The 17412-nt window shown below is 64.8% G+C and carries 13 protein-coding genes; 9 read left to right on the top strand and 4 right to left on the bottom strand.

Annotation, left to right across the window (positions count from 1 at the left end; translation table 11 throughout):
* Positions 1-95: 95 nt before the first annotated feature.
* On the top strand, positions 96-878 hold the full coding sequence (locus C7G42_RS25140; protein ID WP_106951623.1) for an enoyl-CoA hydratase/isomerase family protein: 783 nt from the start codon (positions 96-98) through the stop codon (positions 876-878).
* A 142-nt stretch (positions 879-1020) separates the two neighbouring features.
* Here C7G42_RS25140 and C7G42_RS25135 read toward each other — a convergent pair whose 3' ends face one another.
* Positions 1021-1449 carry a GlcG/HbpS family heme-binding protein gene (locus C7G42_RS25135; protein WP_106951622.1) on the bottom strand — a complete coding sequence of 143 codons (429 nt, stop codon included), beginning with the start codon at positions 1447-1449 and terminating at the stop codon, positions 1021-1023.
* Entirely contained in the window at positions 1442-4450 is a 3009-nt protein-coding gene (locus C7G42_RS25130; protein WP_199581125.1) for an FAD-binding and (Fe-S)-binding domain-containing protein, read from the bottom strand. The genes C7G42_RS25135 and C7G42_RS25130 overlap by 8 nt, the downstream gene beginning before the upstream one ends.
* Before the next feature lie 206 nt (positions 4451-4656).
* Between C7G42_RS25130 and C7G42_RS25125 the strand changes: the two genes are divergently transcribed.
* The 7 genes from C7G42_RS25125 to C7G42_RS25095 all read left to right on the top strand — a co-directional run bounded on the left by C7G42_RS25125 (position 4657) and on the right by C7G42_RS25095 (position 12205).
* Entirely contained in the window at positions 4657-5856 is a 1200-nt protein-coding gene (locus C7G42_RS25125) for a pyridoxal-phosphate-dependent aminotransferase family protein (protein WP_106951621.1), read from the top strand.
* A gap of 43 nt (positions 5857-5899) precedes the next feature.
* Positions 5900-6697, top strand: coding sequence for an enoyl-CoA hydratase/isomerase family protein (locus C7G42_RS25120; RefSeq protein WP_063203002.1), 798 nt, complete (start codon positions 5900-5902; stop codon positions 6695-6697).
* A 156-nt stretch (positions 6698-6853) separates the two neighbouring features.
* Positions 6854-7828 carry a Bug family tripartite tricarboxylate transporter substrate binding protein gene (locus C7G42_RS25115; protein ID WP_245427942.1) on the top strand — a complete coding sequence of 325 codons (975 nt, stop codon included), beginning with the start codon at positions 6854-6856 and terminating at the stop codon, positions 7826-7828.
* Positions 7829-7960: 132 nt separating this feature from the next.
* Positions 7961-8503 (top strand): tripartite tricarboxylate transporter TctB family protein, encoded by a 543-nt coding sequence (locus C7G42_RS25110; RefSeq protein WP_106951619.1) that lies wholly within the window; start codon positions 7961-7963, stop codon positions 8501-8503.
* Positions 8504-8514: 11 nt separating this feature from the next.
* A complete protein-coding gene (locus C7G42_RS25105) occupies positions 8515-10032 on the top strand; it encodes a tripartite tricarboxylate transporter permease (RefSeq protein ID WP_106951618.1) in 1518 nt (505 codons plus the stop codon).
* Between the two features lie 158 nt (positions 10033-10190).
* On the top strand, positions 10191-11069 hold the full coding sequence (locus C7G42_RS25100; RefSeq protein WP_106951617.1) for an outer membrane protein: 879 nt from the start codon (positions 10191-10193) through the stop codon (positions 11067-11069).
* A 245-nt stretch (positions 11070-11314) separates the two neighbouring features.
* Entirely contained in the window at positions 11315-12205 is an 891-nt protein-coding gene (locus C7G42_RS25095) for an outer membrane protein (RefSeq protein ID WP_106951616.1), read from the top strand.
* Between the two features lie 67 nt (positions 12206-12272).
* On the opposite strand, the gene C7G42_RS25090 is transcribed toward C7G42_RS25095, so the two are convergent.
* Together C7G42_RS25090 and C7G42_RS25085 are read right to left on the bottom strand one after the other, a co-directional pair.
* The gene (locus C7G42_RS25090) at positions 12273-13466 is read right to left on the bottom strand and encodes a CaiB/BaiF CoA transferase family protein (RefSeq protein ID WP_106951615.1); all 1194 of its coding nucleotides are present in this window, start codon (positions 13464-13466) and stop codon (positions 12273-12275) included.
* A 119-nt stretch (positions 13467-13585) separates the two neighbouring features.
* Entirely contained in the window at positions 13586-13798 is a 213-nt protein-coding gene (locus C7G42_RS25085) for a hypothetical protein (protein WP_502694235.1), read from the bottom strand.
* Positions 13799-14088: 290 nt separating this feature from the next.
* On the opposite strand from C7G42_RS25085, the gene C7G42_RS25080 reads away from it, so the two are divergent.
* Complete coding sequence (locus C7G42_RS25080; RefSeq protein ID WP_106951613.1) at positions 14089-17079, top strand: M10 family metallopeptidase C-terminal domain-containing protein; 2991 nt, start codon at positions 14089-14091, stop codon at positions 17077-17079.
* The last annotated feature ends 333 nt before the right edge of the window (positions 17080-17412 follow it).

Here is a 17412-nt window from a genome sequence, read left to right as displayed (position 1 = left end):
CGCTATGGTGACACGGCGTTGCAGATTGGCCTTGCACGCTCCGCCCGTCCTGCCGCAAATGGCTGCAAAACGGATGGCAAGGAAGCGAGCGTAACATGACCGACACCACAGCAGTCGTCACCGAGAAGCGCGGGCAGGCGTTCTGGATCACCATCAACCGGCCGGAGAAACGCAACGCACTGAACGGCGAGGTCATCGCCGGCATCACCAGAGGCTATCGCGACGCGCACGACGACAGGGACGTCCGCGTCATCGTGCTGACGGGCGCGGGCGACAAGGCGTTCTGCGCGGGCGCCGATCTGCAGAATTCCGGCGCGGCTTTCGCGATGGATCATTCCAAACCAAATGTCGACTATGCCGATCTGTTACGTTTGTCACAGAACGCCACCAAACCGGCGATTGCGCGGGTCGGTGGCGTCTGCATGGCCGGCGGCATGGGCCTGCTCTGCATGACCGACATGGCAGTTGCGGCCGATCACGTCGTATTCGGCCTTCCGGAGGTGAAGGTCGGCGTGTTTCCGATGCAGGTGCTGAGCCTGCTGCAGTCGATCGCGCCGCCGCGCCTCGTCAACGAATGGGCGCTCACCGGCGAGCCGTTCGATGCCAAGGCGGCGCAGGGCGCCGGCCTGCTCAACTACGTCGTGCCCACGGCCGAGCTCGATGCCAAGGTCGACTGGCTGATCGGCCGCATCGTCGACAAATCCCCGACCGCGATCCGCCGCGGCAAATACGCCATGCGCGCCATTGCCTCGATGTCGTTCGACGAGAGCATCGCCTACACCGAAAGCCAGATCGCGCTGCTCGCGATGACCGAAGATGCGAAGGAAGGGCTGAAGGCCTTCAGCGAGAAGCGAAAGCCGGTTTGGACGGGACGGTAGGCGCGCTGCTCTCGTGTCCCGGACGCGCCGCAGCGCGTTAGCGCTGCGGCGCAGAGCCGGGACCCAGGGGGGCGGCAGGAGAAAGCGACGCGGAGAAATGGATTCCGGGCTCCCGCCAAGTGGAACGTCCCGGAATGACGATCTAGCCCGCGTTGGCCTTCAGCCCGGCCGCCTGGATACCCGCCACCGCGCAGGCCTCGTCATTGTCGGAGGTGTCGCCTGAGACGCCGACGGCGCCGAGCAGGCTCGCGCCGTCCATGATCAGCACGCCGCCGGGCACCGGCACCAGCGCGCCCTTGGCGATGGTGTTCACGGCGTCGATGAAATAGGCCTGCTCCTGGGCGCGCTGGAACAGCGCGCGCGAGCCCATGCCCATGGCGAGCGCGCCATAAGCCTTGCCGTGCGCGATCTCGCCGCGCATCAGGCTGGTGCCGTCCTGGGCAGCTGCGAGCTTGAGCACGCCGCGCGCGTCGAGGATGGTGACGACCAGCGGCTTGAGCTTGAGTTCGCCGGCCTTCGCGAAGGCGGCGTCGAGGATCTTGCGGGCGGTGTCGAGGGTGAGGTCAGCCATGGCTGGTTTCCTTTGCAGCAGTTGAGGTGGAAGTGGTCTTAGCGCGATCGAGGCTCATCGCCAGCACGCGCGCGACGTGAAGAGCCTCGCGCTTCGTGCCGTCCTGGATCTGGTGGCGGCAGGAGGTGCCGTCGGCAACGACCAACGTCGTCTGGTCCGCGCGCCGCACGGCGGGCAGCAGCGACAGCTCGGCCATCTCGATCGAGGCATCATAGGTATCCGCGCCATAGCCGAAGGCGCCCGCCATGCCGCAGCAACTCGACTCGATGGTCTCGACTGCAAGTCCCGGAACCAGCCGCAGCACCTGCTCGACCGGTTTGAAGGCGCCGAAGGATTTTTGGTGGCAATGGCCGTGGACGACGGCCTTGTCGGCGATGGTGCTGAGCGGTAGTTGCAGCCTTCCGGCCTCGGCCTCGCGCACCAGGAATTCCTCGAAGGTCAGCGCGTGCGCGCCGACCGCCTTGGCGTCGGCGTCCTTGCGCAGTGAAGAAAGCTCGTCGCGCAGCGTCAGCAGGCAGCTCGGCTCGAGGCCCACGATCGGCACGCCGCGCGCGGCAAAGGGCGCGAAAGCGGCCACTAGACGATCGAGCTCGACCCTGGCTTCATCGACGAGTCCGGCGGATAGGAAGGTGCGGCCGCAGCACAGCGGGCGGCTGCCGCTCGTCGGCTTCGGCAGATGCACGCGGTAACCGCCGGCCGCGAGCACGCGCAGCGCGGAGTCGAGGTTCTCGCGCTCGTAGATGCGATTGAAGGTGTCGGCGAACAGCACGACCTCGCGGCCATCAACAGGCCCAACCACATCGGCCGCCGGCGCAAACACGTCGCTGCGGAAGGCGGGCAGGGCGCGGCGTGCGCTGATGCCGGCAAAGCGTTCGAGCAGCTTTCGCAACAGCGGGCTGCGGTTGCGCAGATTGGCGAGCGGCGCGAGCCGCGATGCGAGGCCGGCGTAGCGCGGCAGGTAACCCACCAAGCGGTCGCGCAGTGTCAGGCCATGCGAAGCTGCGCGCGCGGCCAGCACCTCGATCTTCATCTTGGCCATGTCGACGCCGGTTGGGCACTCATGCCGGCAGGCCTTGCAGGAGACACAGAGCTTGAGCGTCTCCATCATCTCGTCGGACGACAGCGCGCCGGGGCCGAGCTGGCCGGAGATCGCGAGCCGCAAGCTGTTCGCACGTCCGCGCGTGACGTCCTTCTCGTTGCGCGTGGCGCGATAGGACGGGCACATCACGCCGCCCTCGAGCTTGCGACAGGCGCCGTTGTTGTTGCACATCTCGACCGCGCCCTGGAAGCCGCCGCCGGCGCCGGGCCAGGCCGACCAGTCGAGCTTCGTCTCGATCTCGCCGACGCGATAGTCGGGCTTGAAGCGAAATAGCGAGCGGTCGTCCATCCTGGGCGCATCGACGATCTTGCCGGGATTGAGCGTGCCATCGGGATCGAAGCGTTGCTTCACCTCGCGGAAGTCTGCGACGAGACGTTCGCCGAACATGGTCTGGTGGAACTCGGAGCGCACAAGGCCGTCGCCATGCTCGCCGGAATGCGAGCCCTTGTATTCGCGCACCAGCGCGAAGGCCTCTTCGGCGATTGCGCGCATCGCCTTGACGTCCTTGTCCAGCTTCAAATTCAGCACCGGGCGCACATGCAGGCAGCCTTCGGAGGCGTGTGCGTACATCGTGCCGCTGGTGCCGTGCTTGGCAAACACCTCGTTCAGCCGCGCCGTGTAGTTGGCGAGGTGCGGCAGCGGCACGGCGCAGTCCTCGACAAAGGAGACCGGCTTGCCCTCCTGCTTCATCGACATCATGACGTTGAGGCCGGCGGCTCGGAAATCGGCGATCCCGCTCTGCAATGCAGGCTCGGTGATCTCGACCACGCCGCCCCATTTGCGCTTGTCATTGTTCCAGCCGAAGCCAAGATCGCCCATCAGCTCGGAGAGCTGCTTCAGGCGTGCGAGATTATCAGCCTGGTCTTCCTCGGCGAATTCGACCACCAGCACGGCGTCCGGATCGCCCTTGATGGCAGCATTGATGATCGGCTTGAACATCGCGATGTCGCGCCCGAGCGCGAGCATGGTGCGGTCGACCAGCTCGACGGCGATCGGCTTGAGCTTGACGAGGTGCTGGGCCGCGTCCATGGCTTCGTAGAAGCTGCCGAAATGGCAGACGCCCAACGCCTTATTGCGGATCACAGGCCACAGCTTCAGCTCGACCTTGGTGGTGAAGGCCAGCGTGCCTTCCGAGCCGACGAGAAGATGCGCCATGTTGTTGCGCGCATTGCGCGGCACCAGCGCATCGAGATTGTAGCCGCCGACGCGGCGCTGCACTTTGGGAAATCGCGCGGCGATCTCATCGGCTTCGCGAGCACCGAGATCGAGCATGTCGCGGAACAGGGCGCGTGCGCTGTCGTTCGCGTCGAGATCGGTGAGATCGCGCGAGACCTCGCCGTAACGGCTCAGCGTCCCGTCGGCCAGCGCCGCCTCCATCGACAGCGTGTTGTCGCGCATCGTGCCGTAGCGCAAGGAGCGCCCGCCGCAGGAATTGTTGCCGGCCATGCCGCCGATGGTGGCGCGCGAGGCCGTCGAAACGTCCACCGGGAACCACAGGCCGTGCTTCTTGAGCTGGCGGTTGAGGTCGTCGAGCACGATGCCGGGCTCGACCATGCAGGTGCGGCCCTCGACGTCGAGCGACAGGATGCGGTTCAAATGTTTGGACAGATCGACCACGATCCCGTCATTGACGGTCTGGCCGCATTGCGAGGTGCCGCCGCCGCGCGGGGTGACCTTGCGGCCTGCGTCGCGGGCAATCGCCAGCGCCCGCAGGGCCTCGTCCATGGTCTTAGGGACCACCACACCTGCCGGCACGATCTGGTAGAACGAGGCGTCGGTGGCGTAGCGGCCGCGGCTGAAGCTGTCGAACAGGACGTCGCCGGTGATTTCCCGGGCCAGACGTGCCGCCAGGCCGTCCTTTTGGGCCGATTCCGGTGATTTTCCAGCCACTTCCGCCGCCATGATCCGCTTTCGCTTGTTCGCATGCACCGTCTTGCCTCCCGTCACGGCCCTTGGCAAGCGAGCCCTGCTTCCTGTGCATTGACGGACCTCGCCGGGCGAGGGACAAGCCCGGCGAATAGTGATATGCGAGCGGCTCGCGGGAGCCCCGAATCCGGGCCTCCCGACGCTCACGTCGATACAAGCCTCAAAGACCGGGAAGGACGCCGATGACCGTGCACAGTGGAAGGCATTTCCTACAGATTCCAGGACCGACCAACGTGCCCGACCGGGTGCTGCGGGCGATGGACATGCCGACGCTGGACCATCGCGGTCCGGAATTCGCCGAGCTCGGTTTTGCGGTTCTCGCCGCCATGCAGCGGGTGTTCCGCACCAAGCAGCCCGTGATCATCTTCCCCTCGTCCGGCACCGGCGCTTGGGAAGCCGCGATGGTCAATGTGTTCGCGCCGGGCGACAAGGTGCTGATGTGCGAGACCGGCCAGTTCGCCGTGCTGTGGCGCGGTATCGCCGAAAAGTTCAAGATCGACGTCGACTTCATCCCGAGCGACTGGCGCCATGGCGCCGACCTCGCCGAGATCGAGAAGCGCCTTAGCGCCGACAAGCAGCACGCGATCAAGGCGGTCTGCGTCGTGCACAACGAGACCTCGACCGGCTGCGTGACGCCGCCGCTGGAGGTGCGCAAGCTGCTCGACCGCGTCAAGCATCCGGCGCTGCTGATGGTTGACACCATCTCCGGCCTCGGCTCGATGGAATACGAGCATGATGCCTGGGGCGTCGACGTTTCGGTCGCCGGCTCGCAGAAGGGCTTGATGCTGCCACCCGGTCTCAGCTTCAACGCCGTCTCGGAGAAGGCGCTCGCGGTGGCGAAGGCCAACCCCGGCATGCGCTCCTATTGGGACTGGCAGGAAGTCATCAACTTCAACAAGCTCGGCACCTTCCCCTATACGCCCGCCACCAATCTGCTCTACGGCCTGCGCGAAGCGGTCAAGATGCTGGAAGAGGAGGGGCTGGAGAACGTCTGGACCCGCCACAAGCGCCACAGCGCGGCAACGCGCGCGGCAGCCAAGGTCTGGGGCCTGGAGACGCAGTGCATCGATCCTGCCGCCCACTCACCGGCGCTGACCGGCGTGCGCGTGCCTGATGGCCACGATGCCGACGCCTTCCGCAAGGTCGTGCTGGAAAACTTCGACATGTCGCTCGGCACCGGGCTGAACAAGGTCAAGGGCAAGGTGTTCCGCATCGGCCATATCGGCCACTTCAACGATCTGATGCTGATGGGCACGCTCGCCGGCGTCGAGATGGGCCTAGATCTGGCAAAGATCCCGCACCGGAGCGGCGGAGTCCTGGCAGCCATGGATGTCCTGAAGGGACGCGACGTGGTGCCGATGACCAAAGCCCAGGTGGCTTGAAGGCTCAGGCCGCCTGAAAACGTCCAGTGAAGTGAGAAACGCGATGAACGCACCGACGACGACCAATGAAGACCTGCTCTACTCCGTCACGGACGGCATCGCGCGGATCACCTTCAACCGCCCGCAGGCGCGCAACGCCATGACATTCGCCATGTATGACCGCATGGCGGAGATCTGCACCGAGATCAACGCAGACCGCTCGATCAAGGCCCTGATCCTGACCGGCGCCGGCGACAAGGCCTTTGCCTCCGGCACCGACATCTCGCAATTCCGCGCTTTCAAGACTGCGCAGGACGCGCTCGACTACGAGGCGCGGATCGACCGCGTGCTCGGCACGCTCGAGCAGTGCCGCGTGCCCGTGATCGCCGCCATCGCCGGCGCCTGCACCGGCGGCGGTGCCGGCATCGCGGCCTGCTGCGATCTGCGCATCGGCACCGAGACGACGAGGATGGGTTTTCCGATCGCGCGCACGCTCGGCAATTGCCTGTCGATGTCCAACATCAGCCGTGTTGTCGCGCTGGTCGGACCGGCCCGCACCAAGGACATGATCTTCAAGGCGCGCCTCGTCGAGGCGCAGGAAGCGCTGGCGCTCGGCCTGCTCACCGAAATCGTGCCCGACGTCGAGACGCTGCAGCGCCGCGCGGACGAAACAGCAAAGCTCGTCGCGAGCCACGCGCCACTCACGCTGGAAGCGACCAAGGAAGCGGTACGCCGCATCCGCCGCACGCTGTCGCGTGAAGAGGGCGAGGATCTGATCCTGAAGGCCTATATGAGCGAAGATTTCCGCGAGGGCATGGACGCCTTCCTCAACAAGCGGACGCCGGTCTGGAAGGGCAAGTGAAGCGCATGCGCTATCGACGTCGTCCGTCGAAAGTCATATGCGCCCAATTGCCCGGCCGCTTGCACTCGTCAGCTTTAGTCCGCACAATGCAGGGATAGAATTCTTCCGCACTACAACTCAAAAAAACATCAGGGGGCGAAACTCGTGCGAATTCCAGTGAAAGCCGTCGCCGCTGCGACGGCGCTGTTGTTGAGCACGCCGGCATTTGCCGGCTGGGAGCCGGCAAAGCCTGTCGAGATCGTGGTGGCCGCTGGTGCGGGCGGCGCCTCCGACCAGATGGCGCGGATGATGCAGGCCGCGATCCAGAAGAACAATCTGATGAAGCAGCCGATCGTCGTCTCGCTCAAGGGCGGCGCCTCGGGCGCGGAAGCGCTGATGTACATGAAGTCCAGCGAGGGCGATCCAAACAAGGTGCTGATCGCCTATTCCTTGATCTACATGCTGCCGCTGTCGGCGAAGATTCCGTTCAACTGGCGTGAGCTGACCCCGGTTTCGGTGGTCGCGCTCGACCAGTTCGTGCTCTGGGACAACAGCGCCGGCGCGAAGACGGTGAAGGAGTTCGTCGCGGCCGCGAAGGTCGCGAGCGCGCCGTTCAAGATGGGCGGCACCGGCTCCAAGCGCGAGGATCACGTGCTGACCGTCTTCCTCGAGCAGAAGACCGGTGCGAAGTTCTCCTATCTGCCCTACAAGTCCGGCGGCGAGGCCGCGACCCAGCTGGTCGGCAACCACACCGAGGCCAACGTCAACAATCCATCCGAAAATCTGGAAGTCTGGCGCGCCGGCCAGGTGCGTCCGCTCTGCGTGTTCGACAAGGAGCGCATCTCCTACACCACCAAGGTGACGGACACCCAGTCCTGGGCCGACATCCCCACCTGCAAGGAGGAGGGCGTCGACGTGCAATATCTGATGCTGCGCGCGATGTTCCTGCCCGGGAAGGTTACGCCGGAGCAGCAGGCGTTCTATGTCGATCTCTTCCACAAGGTGACGCAGACCGCGGAGTACAAGGAGTACATGGAAAAGCAGGCGCTGAAGCCGATCTTCCTCACCGGCAAGGACATGGTGAAGTTCCTCGAGGAGGATGATGCGCTGAACAAGTCGCTGATGACGGAAGCCGGTTTCGTCGCGAAGTAAGCATATCCTCCGCGTCATGCCCCGCGAAGGCAGAGCATCCAGTATTGCACAGAACTCGAATGCGGCTTCTGCAGGGCGTACTGGATCATCCGCTTCCGCGGATGATGACGGCGCAACTTGATTTGGCAGAGCATGTCCCAAACCGATCTGGAAATCGTCGTCGACGATCCGACCGCGCCTGAAGACGACTCGCCCTCGGTCGTCTCCTCCGGCACGGTCGAGATCGTCGTCTGTCTGCTGTTGATCGCGCTGGCCGCCACGCTCGGCTACGACAATTGGCGCACCGGCGCGTCCTGGGATTCGACCGGGCCCGAACCCGGCTATTTCCCGTTCTATCTCTCGGTCATCCTCGGCGGCGGCAGCCTCTATGGCCTGATCGTGGCCCTGCTGGCGCGTCGCACCGTGTCCGAAACCTTCGTCACGCGCGCGCAGGCCCGCCGCGTGCTGGCGGTGTTCGTGCCGACGCTGCTGTTCTGCCTGGTGATGCAGTTCCTCGGCCTCTATGTCGCGAGCTTCCTGCTGATCTCGGGCTTCATGCGCTTCGTCGGCAAGATCGCGCTGTGGAAGTCGCTGCTGACCGCCTTCCTCTTCACTGCGATCATGTTCGTCACCTTCGATGTCGCCTTCGACGTCATCATGCCGAAAGGGCCGCTCGAAGCGGCCTTCGGCCGCTAGGCGGTTTCGCGATGGAAGCTTTCGGTCTCCTGCTCCACGGCTTTGCCGTCCTGCTGACGTGGAAGACGCTCGTGCTGATGATGGTCGGGCTGGTGCTCGGTATCTTCGTCGGCGTGCTGCCCGGCCTCGGCGGTCCCAACGGCGTCGCGATCCTGCTGCCGCTCACCTTCACGATGGACCCGACCTCGGCGATCGTGATGCTGTCTTGCATCTACTGGGGTGCGCTGTTCGGCGGTGCGATCACCTCGATCCTGTTCAACATTCCCGGCGAAGCCTGGTCGGTGGCGACCACTTTCGACGGCTATCCGATGGCGCAGCAGGGCAGGGCGGCGGAGGCGCTGACCGCGGCGTTCACCTCCTCCTTCATCGGCTCGCTGGTCGCGGTGCTCTTGATCACCTTCCTCGCGCCGATGATCTCGTCCTTTGCGCTGAAGTTCGGTCCGCCCGAGTTCTTCGCGGTGTATCTGCTCACCTTCTGCTCGTTCGTCGGCCTCGGCCGCGAGGCCAAGCACAAGACCGTCATCTCGATGTCGCTGGGGCTGCTGCTCGCCGGCATCGGCATGGACACGGTGTCGGGCAATCTGCGCATGACCTTCGGCTCGGCCGAACTGCTCCGCGGCATCAATTTCCTGGTCGCGGTCATCGGCCTGTTCGGCATCAGCGAGATCCTGCTGACCATGGAGGAGCGGCTGGCGCTGCGCGGACACGCCGCAAGCATTTCGCTCCGCGTCGTGCTTGGCGTCTGGAAGGACCTGCCGAAATACTGGGCGACGCTGCTGCGCTCCTCCTTCATCGGCTGCTGGCTCGGCATTACCCCGGGCGGGGCGATCGCGGCGTCCTTCATGGGCTACAACCTCGCCAAGCGCTTTTCGAAGGATCCCGAGAGCTTCGGCAAGGGCCGCATCGAGGGCGTGTTCGCGCCCGAGACCGCGGCGCATGCCTCCGGCACCGCGGCGCTGCTGCCGATGCTGGCACTCGGCATTCCAGGCTCGGGCACCGCAGCGATCCTGCTCGGCGGCCTGATGGTGTGGGGTCTCAATCCCGGTCCGCTGCTGTTCGTCGAGCACAAGGACTTCGTCTGGGGCCTGATCGCCTCGATGTATCTCGGCAATGTCGTCGGCCTCGTGCTGGTGCTGACGACGGTGCCGATTTTCGCCTCGATCCTGCGCGTGCCGTTCGCTGCGGTGGCGCCGATGATCGTGGTGTCCTGCGCGATCGGTGCCTATGCGATCCAGAACGCGATGTTCGACATCTGGCTGATGCTCGGCTTCGGCATCGTCGGCTACGTCTTCAAGAAGATCGGCATTCCGCTGGCGCCGTTCACCCTCGCGCTCGTGCTCGGCAATCGCGCCGAAGATGCCTTCCGCCTGTCGATGATCGGCTCCGGTGGTGACCTCAAGGTGTTCTGGTCAAACGGCCTGGTTGGCTCGATCTCGACGCTGGCGATCGTGTTGCTGTTCTGGCCGGTGATCGACGGCGTGCTGTCCCGCGTCGGATGGACGCAACGGACGAGGGCGACGTCGCCCTAAGCATAAGTCTTTTGATTTCAATGGCATGCGAGGGCGATGTCGTTGTAGTCCGGGCTACCACACGCCGCGATTGTTTCCGGATGTTGCTACCGCGGCACAGCCATGGGGCCGAAGCTGGCGTAAGTTTCCGATCACAAAATCGTGCGGAGAGGTTACCCATGAAGCGGATCGTGATTGGAATGGCGGCGGCGATGTCGCTGTTCGCGACAGGAGCACTGGCTGCCGATCTCGCGGCGCGTCCCTACGTCAAGGCGCCGATCGTTGATCCGGTCTGGAGCTGGACCGGCTGGTACGTCGGCGCCAATGCCGGTTACAGCTGGGGCCGCTCGCGCTCCAACGCCTCCTTCTTCGACTCCGGAACCGGCGCGCCGATCGCGCCGCCCGCCGGCTCCATCACCAGTGCTTCTTTCGACATGAACGGCGCCATTGCCGGTGGCCAGGCCGGGTACAACTGGCAGAGCGCCAACTGGGTTTATGGCATCGAGGGCGACCTGCAATGGTCGGACGAAAAGGGCCGCGCCGGCTTCTCCTGCGTCGGCACAGCCGGGCCGCCTGTCGCCGGGCCCTGTCTTCCCACCTTCACGTTCCTTCCGCCCGGCGGCCTCGCCGGCACCACCCTGGCGATCGATCAGAAGCTCCAGTGGTTCGGCACGGTTCGCGGCCGTGTCGGTATCCTCGCGACCCCCAAGGTGCTGTTCTACGGCACCGGCGGTGTCGCCTTCGGTGAGATCAAGACCACCGGCACGCTGTCGAGCTTCACCACGGTCGCGCCGTTCGGTCCGATCGCCTCGGTCGGCTCGAGCTCGACCACGCGCGTCGGCTGGACCGTCGGCGCGGGCGTCGAAGGCAAGATCACCCGGAACTGGAGCGCCAAGCTCGAATATCTCTACATGGATCTCGGCCGCTTCTCGACCGGCAATTTTACCCTGGCGCCGACGCTTCCGATCAGCGCCAGTGTCTCGTCCCACTTCACCGATCACATTCTGCGCGCCGGCATCAACTACCAGTTCGACAGCCCGGTGGTCGCGAGATACTGAAATCGACATAGGCGTCAAACAACAAACAAAGCCCGGCCTCGTGCCGGGCTTTTCGATTCTGCCTGGCCTCCATCGGTCCGGCACCGCGAGCAGTCCGCTGCGATCGCGAGCTCTGATCCTCCGAACGACCGACATTCGATCGCAGGACGCGAGCCGATCGGTTCTTCCCTAGGGTCGCCGCACTGAATCGCCCGTGCATCTTGCGCGCCGGCGATCAGGCAGTGCCTTTTTCCGAGGGAAGATTGATGACACGAACTCTGCTGGTTGCGTCCGCGATCGCCATGCTGCTCGCGCCGGGCGCCTTTGCCGCTGATCTCGCGGTGCCGCACATCACCGCCAAGGCGCCGCCGGTGGCCGCGGATCCCGGCCACAATTGGAGCGGCTTCTACGCCGGCATCAATATAGGCTACGGCTGGGGCCGCTCGGCCACGGCCGTGGACTTCATCAACGCCGGGGGTAACGCGCCGCTCAGTTCGAGCGCCGGCACGTTCAATCTCGACGGCGTCACCGGCGGCGGACAGCTCGGCTACAATTGGCAGCGCGACGTGTTCGTGCTCAGTCTCGAAGCTGATTTCCAGGGCAGCGGCCGCAAGGGCAGCCTCGGCGCGCTGTGCGCCGGCGCGCCGGACGGTCTGCAGGACGGCGTCTGCACGCCGGGCCATCGCGGCGACAACACGTTCGATCCCGCGCTGCCGGTGACGTTCGATCTCACCCAGAAGCTCGATTGGTTCGGCACCGTCCGCGGCCGGCTCGGTGTTGTCGTGACGCCGCGCGTGCTGGTCTACGGCACCGGCGGTCTCGCCTATGGCCGGGTCTCCACCTCGGGCAGTGTGAGCGCGATCAATGTCGGCGGCACTCCCGGCGCCGACGGCGGAACGTTCACGCCGGTTGCGGCGAGCTTCAGCAGCAGCACGACCAAATTCGGCTGGAGTGCGGGCGCCGGCGTCGAAGGCGCTTTCGCCGACAATTGGAGCGCCAGGTTCGAATATCTCCATGTCGATCTCGGAACGGTGTCGGGTTCGCTGGCAACGCCCGTGATCGCGCTCAGCGGCGCGCCGCTCGTCGTCGGCTATCGCTCGCACATCACCGACAACATCCTGCGCGTCGGCGTGAACTACCGCTTCAGCGGGACTTGAGCGGCGGCGCGGCCATCCGAGGCCAAAAGGCCCGGCGCGCGCCGGGCTTTTTTCGTCAGGCGAGCGTTCACACCACCTTGGCATCCCGCAGTTTTGCGATCTCGTCCGCGCTGAGACCGAACTCCTTCAGGACCTCTTCGGTCTGCTCGCCGAAATCCGGCGGCCGCGCCACCATTTTGCTCGGCGTGCGCGACAGCGTTACGGGCTGGCCGACCAGGCGGATGTGGCGGTCCTCGTGGTTCGGCACATCCTGGGCGATGCCGAGATGTTTGACCTGCGCGTCCTCGAACATCTGGTCGATGGCATAGATCGGCCCACAGGGTACGCCGGCCTCGTTGAGTTCGCGGACCCAGCTGTCGGTCGACTTCGTCAAGGTGCGCTTCTCGATCTCCGCGTTGAGCGCGTCGCGGTTCTTGGAGCGGGCCGGTGCCGTCGCATAGTCCGGATGGCTATAGAGCTCCGGCGCGCCGATCGCCTGGGCGCAGCGCTCCCAGATCCGTCCGCCCGTGGTGGCGATGTTGATATAGCCGTCCGACGTCCTGAACACGCCGGTCGGAATGCTGGTCGGGTGGTTGTTGCCGGCCTGCTTGGCGACCTCCTTCTCCATCAGCCAGCGCGCGGCCTGGAAGTCGAGCATGAAGATCTGGGCCTGGAGCAGCGAGGTCTGCACCCACTGTCCCTTGCCCGAAACCTCGCGCTCCAGCAGCGCGGTGAGGATGCCCATGGCGCAGAACAGGCCCGCCGTGAGGTCCGCGACGGGAATGCCGACCCGCATCGGGCCTTCGCCCGGCGCCCCGGTGATCGACATCAGCCCGCCCATACCTTGTGCGATCTGATCGAAGCCGGGCCGCTTGTGATAGGGGCCGTCCTGGCCGAAGCCGGAGATGCTGCCATAGACGATGCGCGGGTTGATCGCGGCAAGGCTGTCATAGTCGATGCCGAGCTTCTTCTTCACGTCGGGCCGGAAATTCTCGACCACGACGTCGGCCTTGGCGGCGAGGCGCTTGAACAAGGCGAGCCCGCGCTCGTCCTTCAGGTTCAGCGTCATGGCCCGCTTGTTGCGGTGCAAATTCTGGAAGTCGGAACCCCGGCGAGGTCCGCCCGGCTGCTCGCCGCCGGCATCCTCGGTCAGCGCGTCGATCTTGACGACATTCGCCCCCCAGTCCGCCAGCTGCCGCACGCAGGTGGGCCCGGAGCGGACGCGGGTCAGATCGAGCACGGTGAAGCGCGACAGGGCTTCCGAGGCATGCGGAAAAGGCATTTTGAGAGGCTCCGGGGACAGATTGCGGGCCTACCATAGTGCCGAAAGATCACCCGACAAGCCGGCCCGGCGCCGATGCCGCCTGCCGAAATGCCATGCCTGATGTGGTGTCCGAGCGATCACCGCGACAAGCGCTTCAACTCCGCGCGCGCCTGCTCGGCCAGGGGGGCGTCGCCGTGGCGCGCAATGAAGAGCTCGAGGGCCTCACGCGTTCCCTTGCGGCGCGCGGCCTCGTATTCCTCTGCCACCGCAACGGCGGGATCGCGGGCCATCGGCATGGAGGGCGCACGCGCCGCCTTGCCGTTGTCGTCCGCTTTGGCCTTTTCAACCATGACAGGCAGTCCTCCGAAGGCTTGATGGTCCAGGCCGGCGAGCGCGATCAGGGCGCCGAACAAGCCGGCCGGAAGTGAGCGTCGTGGCATGAAAAGCCCTGCAAACTACGGGTGCCGCGGGACCAGGGGCCGCTGCCGGGCTCCCGTATGACTACGGGATCTGATGGCTAACGAAGCCTTATAGAAGAACGCGGGCGCAGCTGCCCAATTTAAACCAAACGTTCAACTCTCAAGCTAGAATTATTGCCGTCGCGGCGAATCACGCGCGATGCGTTGCTCTGGAGAGTCCATTGGCTACCGCTGTTAACGTCAGTGCCACCAACAACGCCGAGATCGACGGCCTGCTGTCGGGGGCCAAATGGTCTGGCACGATCACTTACAGTTTTCCCGATGCAACGAGCGACTACGCCAATCCTTATAGCGGCGGCAACGGCGAGCCGACGACGTCCGGCTTCTCCGCGGTGCCTACGCAGATTCAGGCGGCGATCAATTACGCGATCGGGCTGATCCTCAGCTACACCAACGCCGACATCCAGTACGCGGGCACGAACGGCGCCGACATCATGGTCGCGCAGTCGCCGGCGGCCAGTCCGACCGCCTACGCCTACTACCCCGGCAATTATGCCCCTGGCGGCGACATCTGGTTCGGCACCCAGTACAATTTTTCGCTGGCCAAGCTCGGCAATTACTACTTCACCACCGCGCTTCACGAGCTCGGCCACGCCCTCGGCCTGAAGCATAGCCAGGAGGCCGGCGGCCCAGCCAACGTCGCGGTGCCGAGCGCGCATGACGACAGCGAATACACCGTCATGAGCTATCGCAGCTATGTCGGCGGTTCGACCACGTCCGGCTACACCAACGAAGCCTACGGATATTCGCAGACCTATATGGCCAACGATATCCTCGCGCTGCAGACCATGTACGGCGCGGACTACGCGACCCAGAGCGGCAACACCGTCTACACCTGGAATTCGACCACGGGCCAGGAGTTCATCAACGGTGTCGGGCAACTCGCGCCGGGCGGCGGCGTCGGCGGCTCGGCTAACCGCATCTACGAGACGGTATGGGACGGCGGCGGCGTCGATACCTACGACCTCTCGAACTACACGACGAATTTGAGCATCAACCTCAATCCCGGTGCCTCGTCGGTGTTCTCCTCCGTGCAACTGGCGTATCTCGGCGATGGCCATTACGCGTCGGGCAACGTCTACAATTCCTATCTCTATAACGGCGACGCACGTTCCTACATCGACAACGCCATCGGCGGATCCGGCAACGACACCATCGTCGGCAACGCCATCGCCAACACGCTGAACGGCGGCGGCGGCAACGACACGATCACGGGCGGGGCGGGCAACGACACCATCATCGGCGGCTCGGGCACCGACACCGCGGTGTATTCGGGTAGCCGGGCCAACTACACGATTTCGTACAACGCTACGACGCAGACCTTCACCTTGGTCGACCTGCGTAGCGGTTCGCCCGACGGCACCGATACCGTCACCGGCGTCGAGTATTTCCAGTTCGGGGGCGCCACGGTGGCCGCCTCCAGCCTCGTGCCAAGCGCGATCGAGACGTTCGGATCGACCAGCGTAGCTCTGACGAATGGCAACTATTACCTGAACAATATCTCGACCGGCAGCGGACCCACCCTGAAATACGGCGGGTCTGTCGTGAATGCGGCCAACTACAGCACGTGGTCGGTGATCGGCGCCGAGCAGGTGTCGGGCGGCGGTTACGACGTGGTCTGGAAGAACTCGGCAAATGCCCATTATTCGGTCTGGAGCACGGACAGCACCGGCAACTTCATTACGACTCTCGGTTCGGGTCCGGAGATGCTGGGGACAGACTCGGCCTTGAAAGGGCTGGAGCCGACACTGCAACAGGATCTCAATGGCGACGGCACGATCGGCTCGGCCGCCGTCACCATCGCCGGCGTCACGATCGAGGCGTTCGGATCGACCGCGGCGGCTTTGTTTAGCGGCTATTATTACCTGGACGACATCTCGACTGGCAGTGGACCGACGCTGAAATATGCGGGCGCGGCTGTGATCGCGGCCAATTACGGTACCTGGTCGGTCATTGCCGCCGAGCAGGTGTCGGGCGGCGGCTACGATGTGGTCTGGAAGAATTCGGCGAACGCCCATTATTCGGTCTGGAGCACGGACGCCAATGGCAACTTCCTGACCACGCTCGCCTCGGCGCCCGAGGTGTTGGGCACCGATGCGTCGCTACAGGCGCTGGAGCCGACGCTCCACCAGGACATCAACGGCGACGGCACCACCGGAGTCCCCGTTGCTCCGCCTGTCAGCAGCGGTGCGATCGAAGCGTTCGGATCGACTGCGACCGTTCTGTCCGGTGGCAACTATTACCTGAACAACATCTCGACCGGCAGCGGACCCACCCTGAAATACGCTGGCTCCGTCGTGAATGCGGCCAATTACAGCACGTGGTCGGTGATCGGCGCCGAGCAAGTGACGGGCGGTGGATACGATGTCGTCTGGAAGAACTCGGCAAATGCCCATTATTCGGTCTGGAGCACGGACAACACCGGCAACTTCATCACGACTCTGGGCTCGGCTTCCGAGATGCTGGGGACGGACGCGTCTCTGAAAGGGCTGGAGCCGACGCTCCATCAGGATCTCAACGGCGACGGCACGATCGGCCTCCCCGTCGTCCCCGTCAATGGCGTCACGATCGAGGCGTTCGGGGCGACCCGTGCGGTCTTGTACAGCGGCAACTACTATCTGTACGACACGGCCGGTGCCGGTCCCACCCTGAAATATGCTGGCGCAGCGGTGATCGCGGCCAACTACAGCACGTGGTCAGTGATCGGCGCCGAGAAGGTCTCGGGCGGCGGCTACGACGTGGTCTGGAAGAACTCGGCAAACGCTCACTATTCCGTCTGGAGCACCGACAGTAACGGCAATTTCCTGACCACGCTCGCCGCGGCCCCCGAGGTGCTGGGAACTGACCCCTCTCTGAAGGCGTTGGAGCCCACCCTTTACCAGGATCTCAATGGCGACGGCACCATCGGCGCAGCGCCGCCCGCCACTGCGGGGCTCGGGAGCTCCGGTGACGGCTTTGCGTTCAATTTCACCCAGAGCGGAAACTCATCGGCCGTCCCGATCGAGCTACCGGACGCCATGCCCGCGCCTGCCGATACGCAGACTGGGTCAGGGCAGTCGACGCAACCGGCAGGAAGCCACGAGGCGGCTGTGACGGACATCCTGACCGACTTTCTGCACAACCCGCACGAACATGGCTTCCTGCTGAGCTGACGGCGCGGGTCGCGTCGATCGACGTGGTATGAGTGATAGTGTTAGCCCCCTGCAGGACAACAGGGCGGTCTGTGGCCGGATCAGTCGGTTTTGCGAGGGCAGCGCACCACGCGTCCCCGAGAGCTTAGACAGCCGTGTGTCGAAGCGCGCTCTGGCAACGAAATAGTCTGGCTGCACAAGTAGGGCCGCCGTGGAGGCCGCCGGCTCGTGGTGGTGGGAAAGGGGCGACGCGGACCATCACCGTAACGAAGACGCCATGCCGGTGTTTTGCCCGACGTGTCAAATCGCTTGGTCAAAACTGTCATGAGTGCACCCGCTAAGCCATTGATAATG

It is taken from the genome of Bradyrhizobium sp. MOS003 (assembly GCF_003020125.1).
GTDB lineage: Bacteria > Pseudomonadota > Alphaproteobacteria > Rhizobiales > Xanthobacteraceae > Bradyrhizobium.
This window is presented reverse-complemented; position numbering and strand designations above follow the sequence as displayed.

Bases quoted from the DNA above. Each gene is read 5' to 3' on its own strand.
- C7G42_RS25100 (WP_106951617.1), top strand. From the start codon at position 10,191: ATGAAGCGGATCGTGATTGGAATGGCGGCGGCGATGTCGCTGTTCGCG.
- C7G42_RS25095 (WP_106951616.1), top strand. From the start codon at position 11,315: ATGACACGAACTCTGCTGGTTGCGTCCGCGATCGCCATGCTGCTCGCG.
- C7G42_RS25125 (WP_106951621.1), top strand. From the start codon at position 4,657: ATGACCGTGCACAGTGGAAGGCATTTCCTACAGATTCCAGGACCGACC.
- C7G42_RS25090 (WP_106951615.1), bottom strand. From the start codon at position 13,466: ATGCCTTTTCCGCATGCCTCGGAAGCCCTGTCGCGCTTCACCGTGCTC.
- C7G42_RS25130 (WP_199581125.1), bottom strand. From the start codon at position 4,450: ATGGCGGCGGAAGTGGCTGGAAAATCACCGGAATCGGCCCAAAAGGAC.
- C7G42_RS25085 (WP_502694235.1), bottom strand. From the start codon at position 13,798: ATGGTTGAAAAGGCCAAAGCGGACGACAACGGCAAGGCGGCGCGTGCG.
- C7G42_RS25110 (WP_106951619.1), top strand. From the start codon at position 7,961: ATGTCCCAAACCGATCTGGAAATCGTCGTCGACGATCCGACCGCGCCT.
- C7G42_RS25120 (WP_063203002.1), top strand. From the start codon at position 5,900: ATGAACGCACCGACGACGACCAATGAAGACCTGCTCTACTCCGTCACG.
- C7G42_RS25135 (WP_106951622.1), bottom strand. From the start codon at position 1,449: ATGGCTGACCTCACCCTCGACACCGCCCGCAAGATCCTCGACGCCGCC.
- C7G42_RS25140 (WP_106951623.1), top strand. From the start codon at position 96: ATGACCGACACCACAGCAGTCGTCACCGAGAAGCGCGGGCAGGCGTTC.
- C7G42_RS25105 (WP_106951618.1), top strand. From the start codon at position 8,515: ATGGAAGCTTTCGGTCTCCTGCTCCACGGCTTTGCCGTCCTGCTGACG.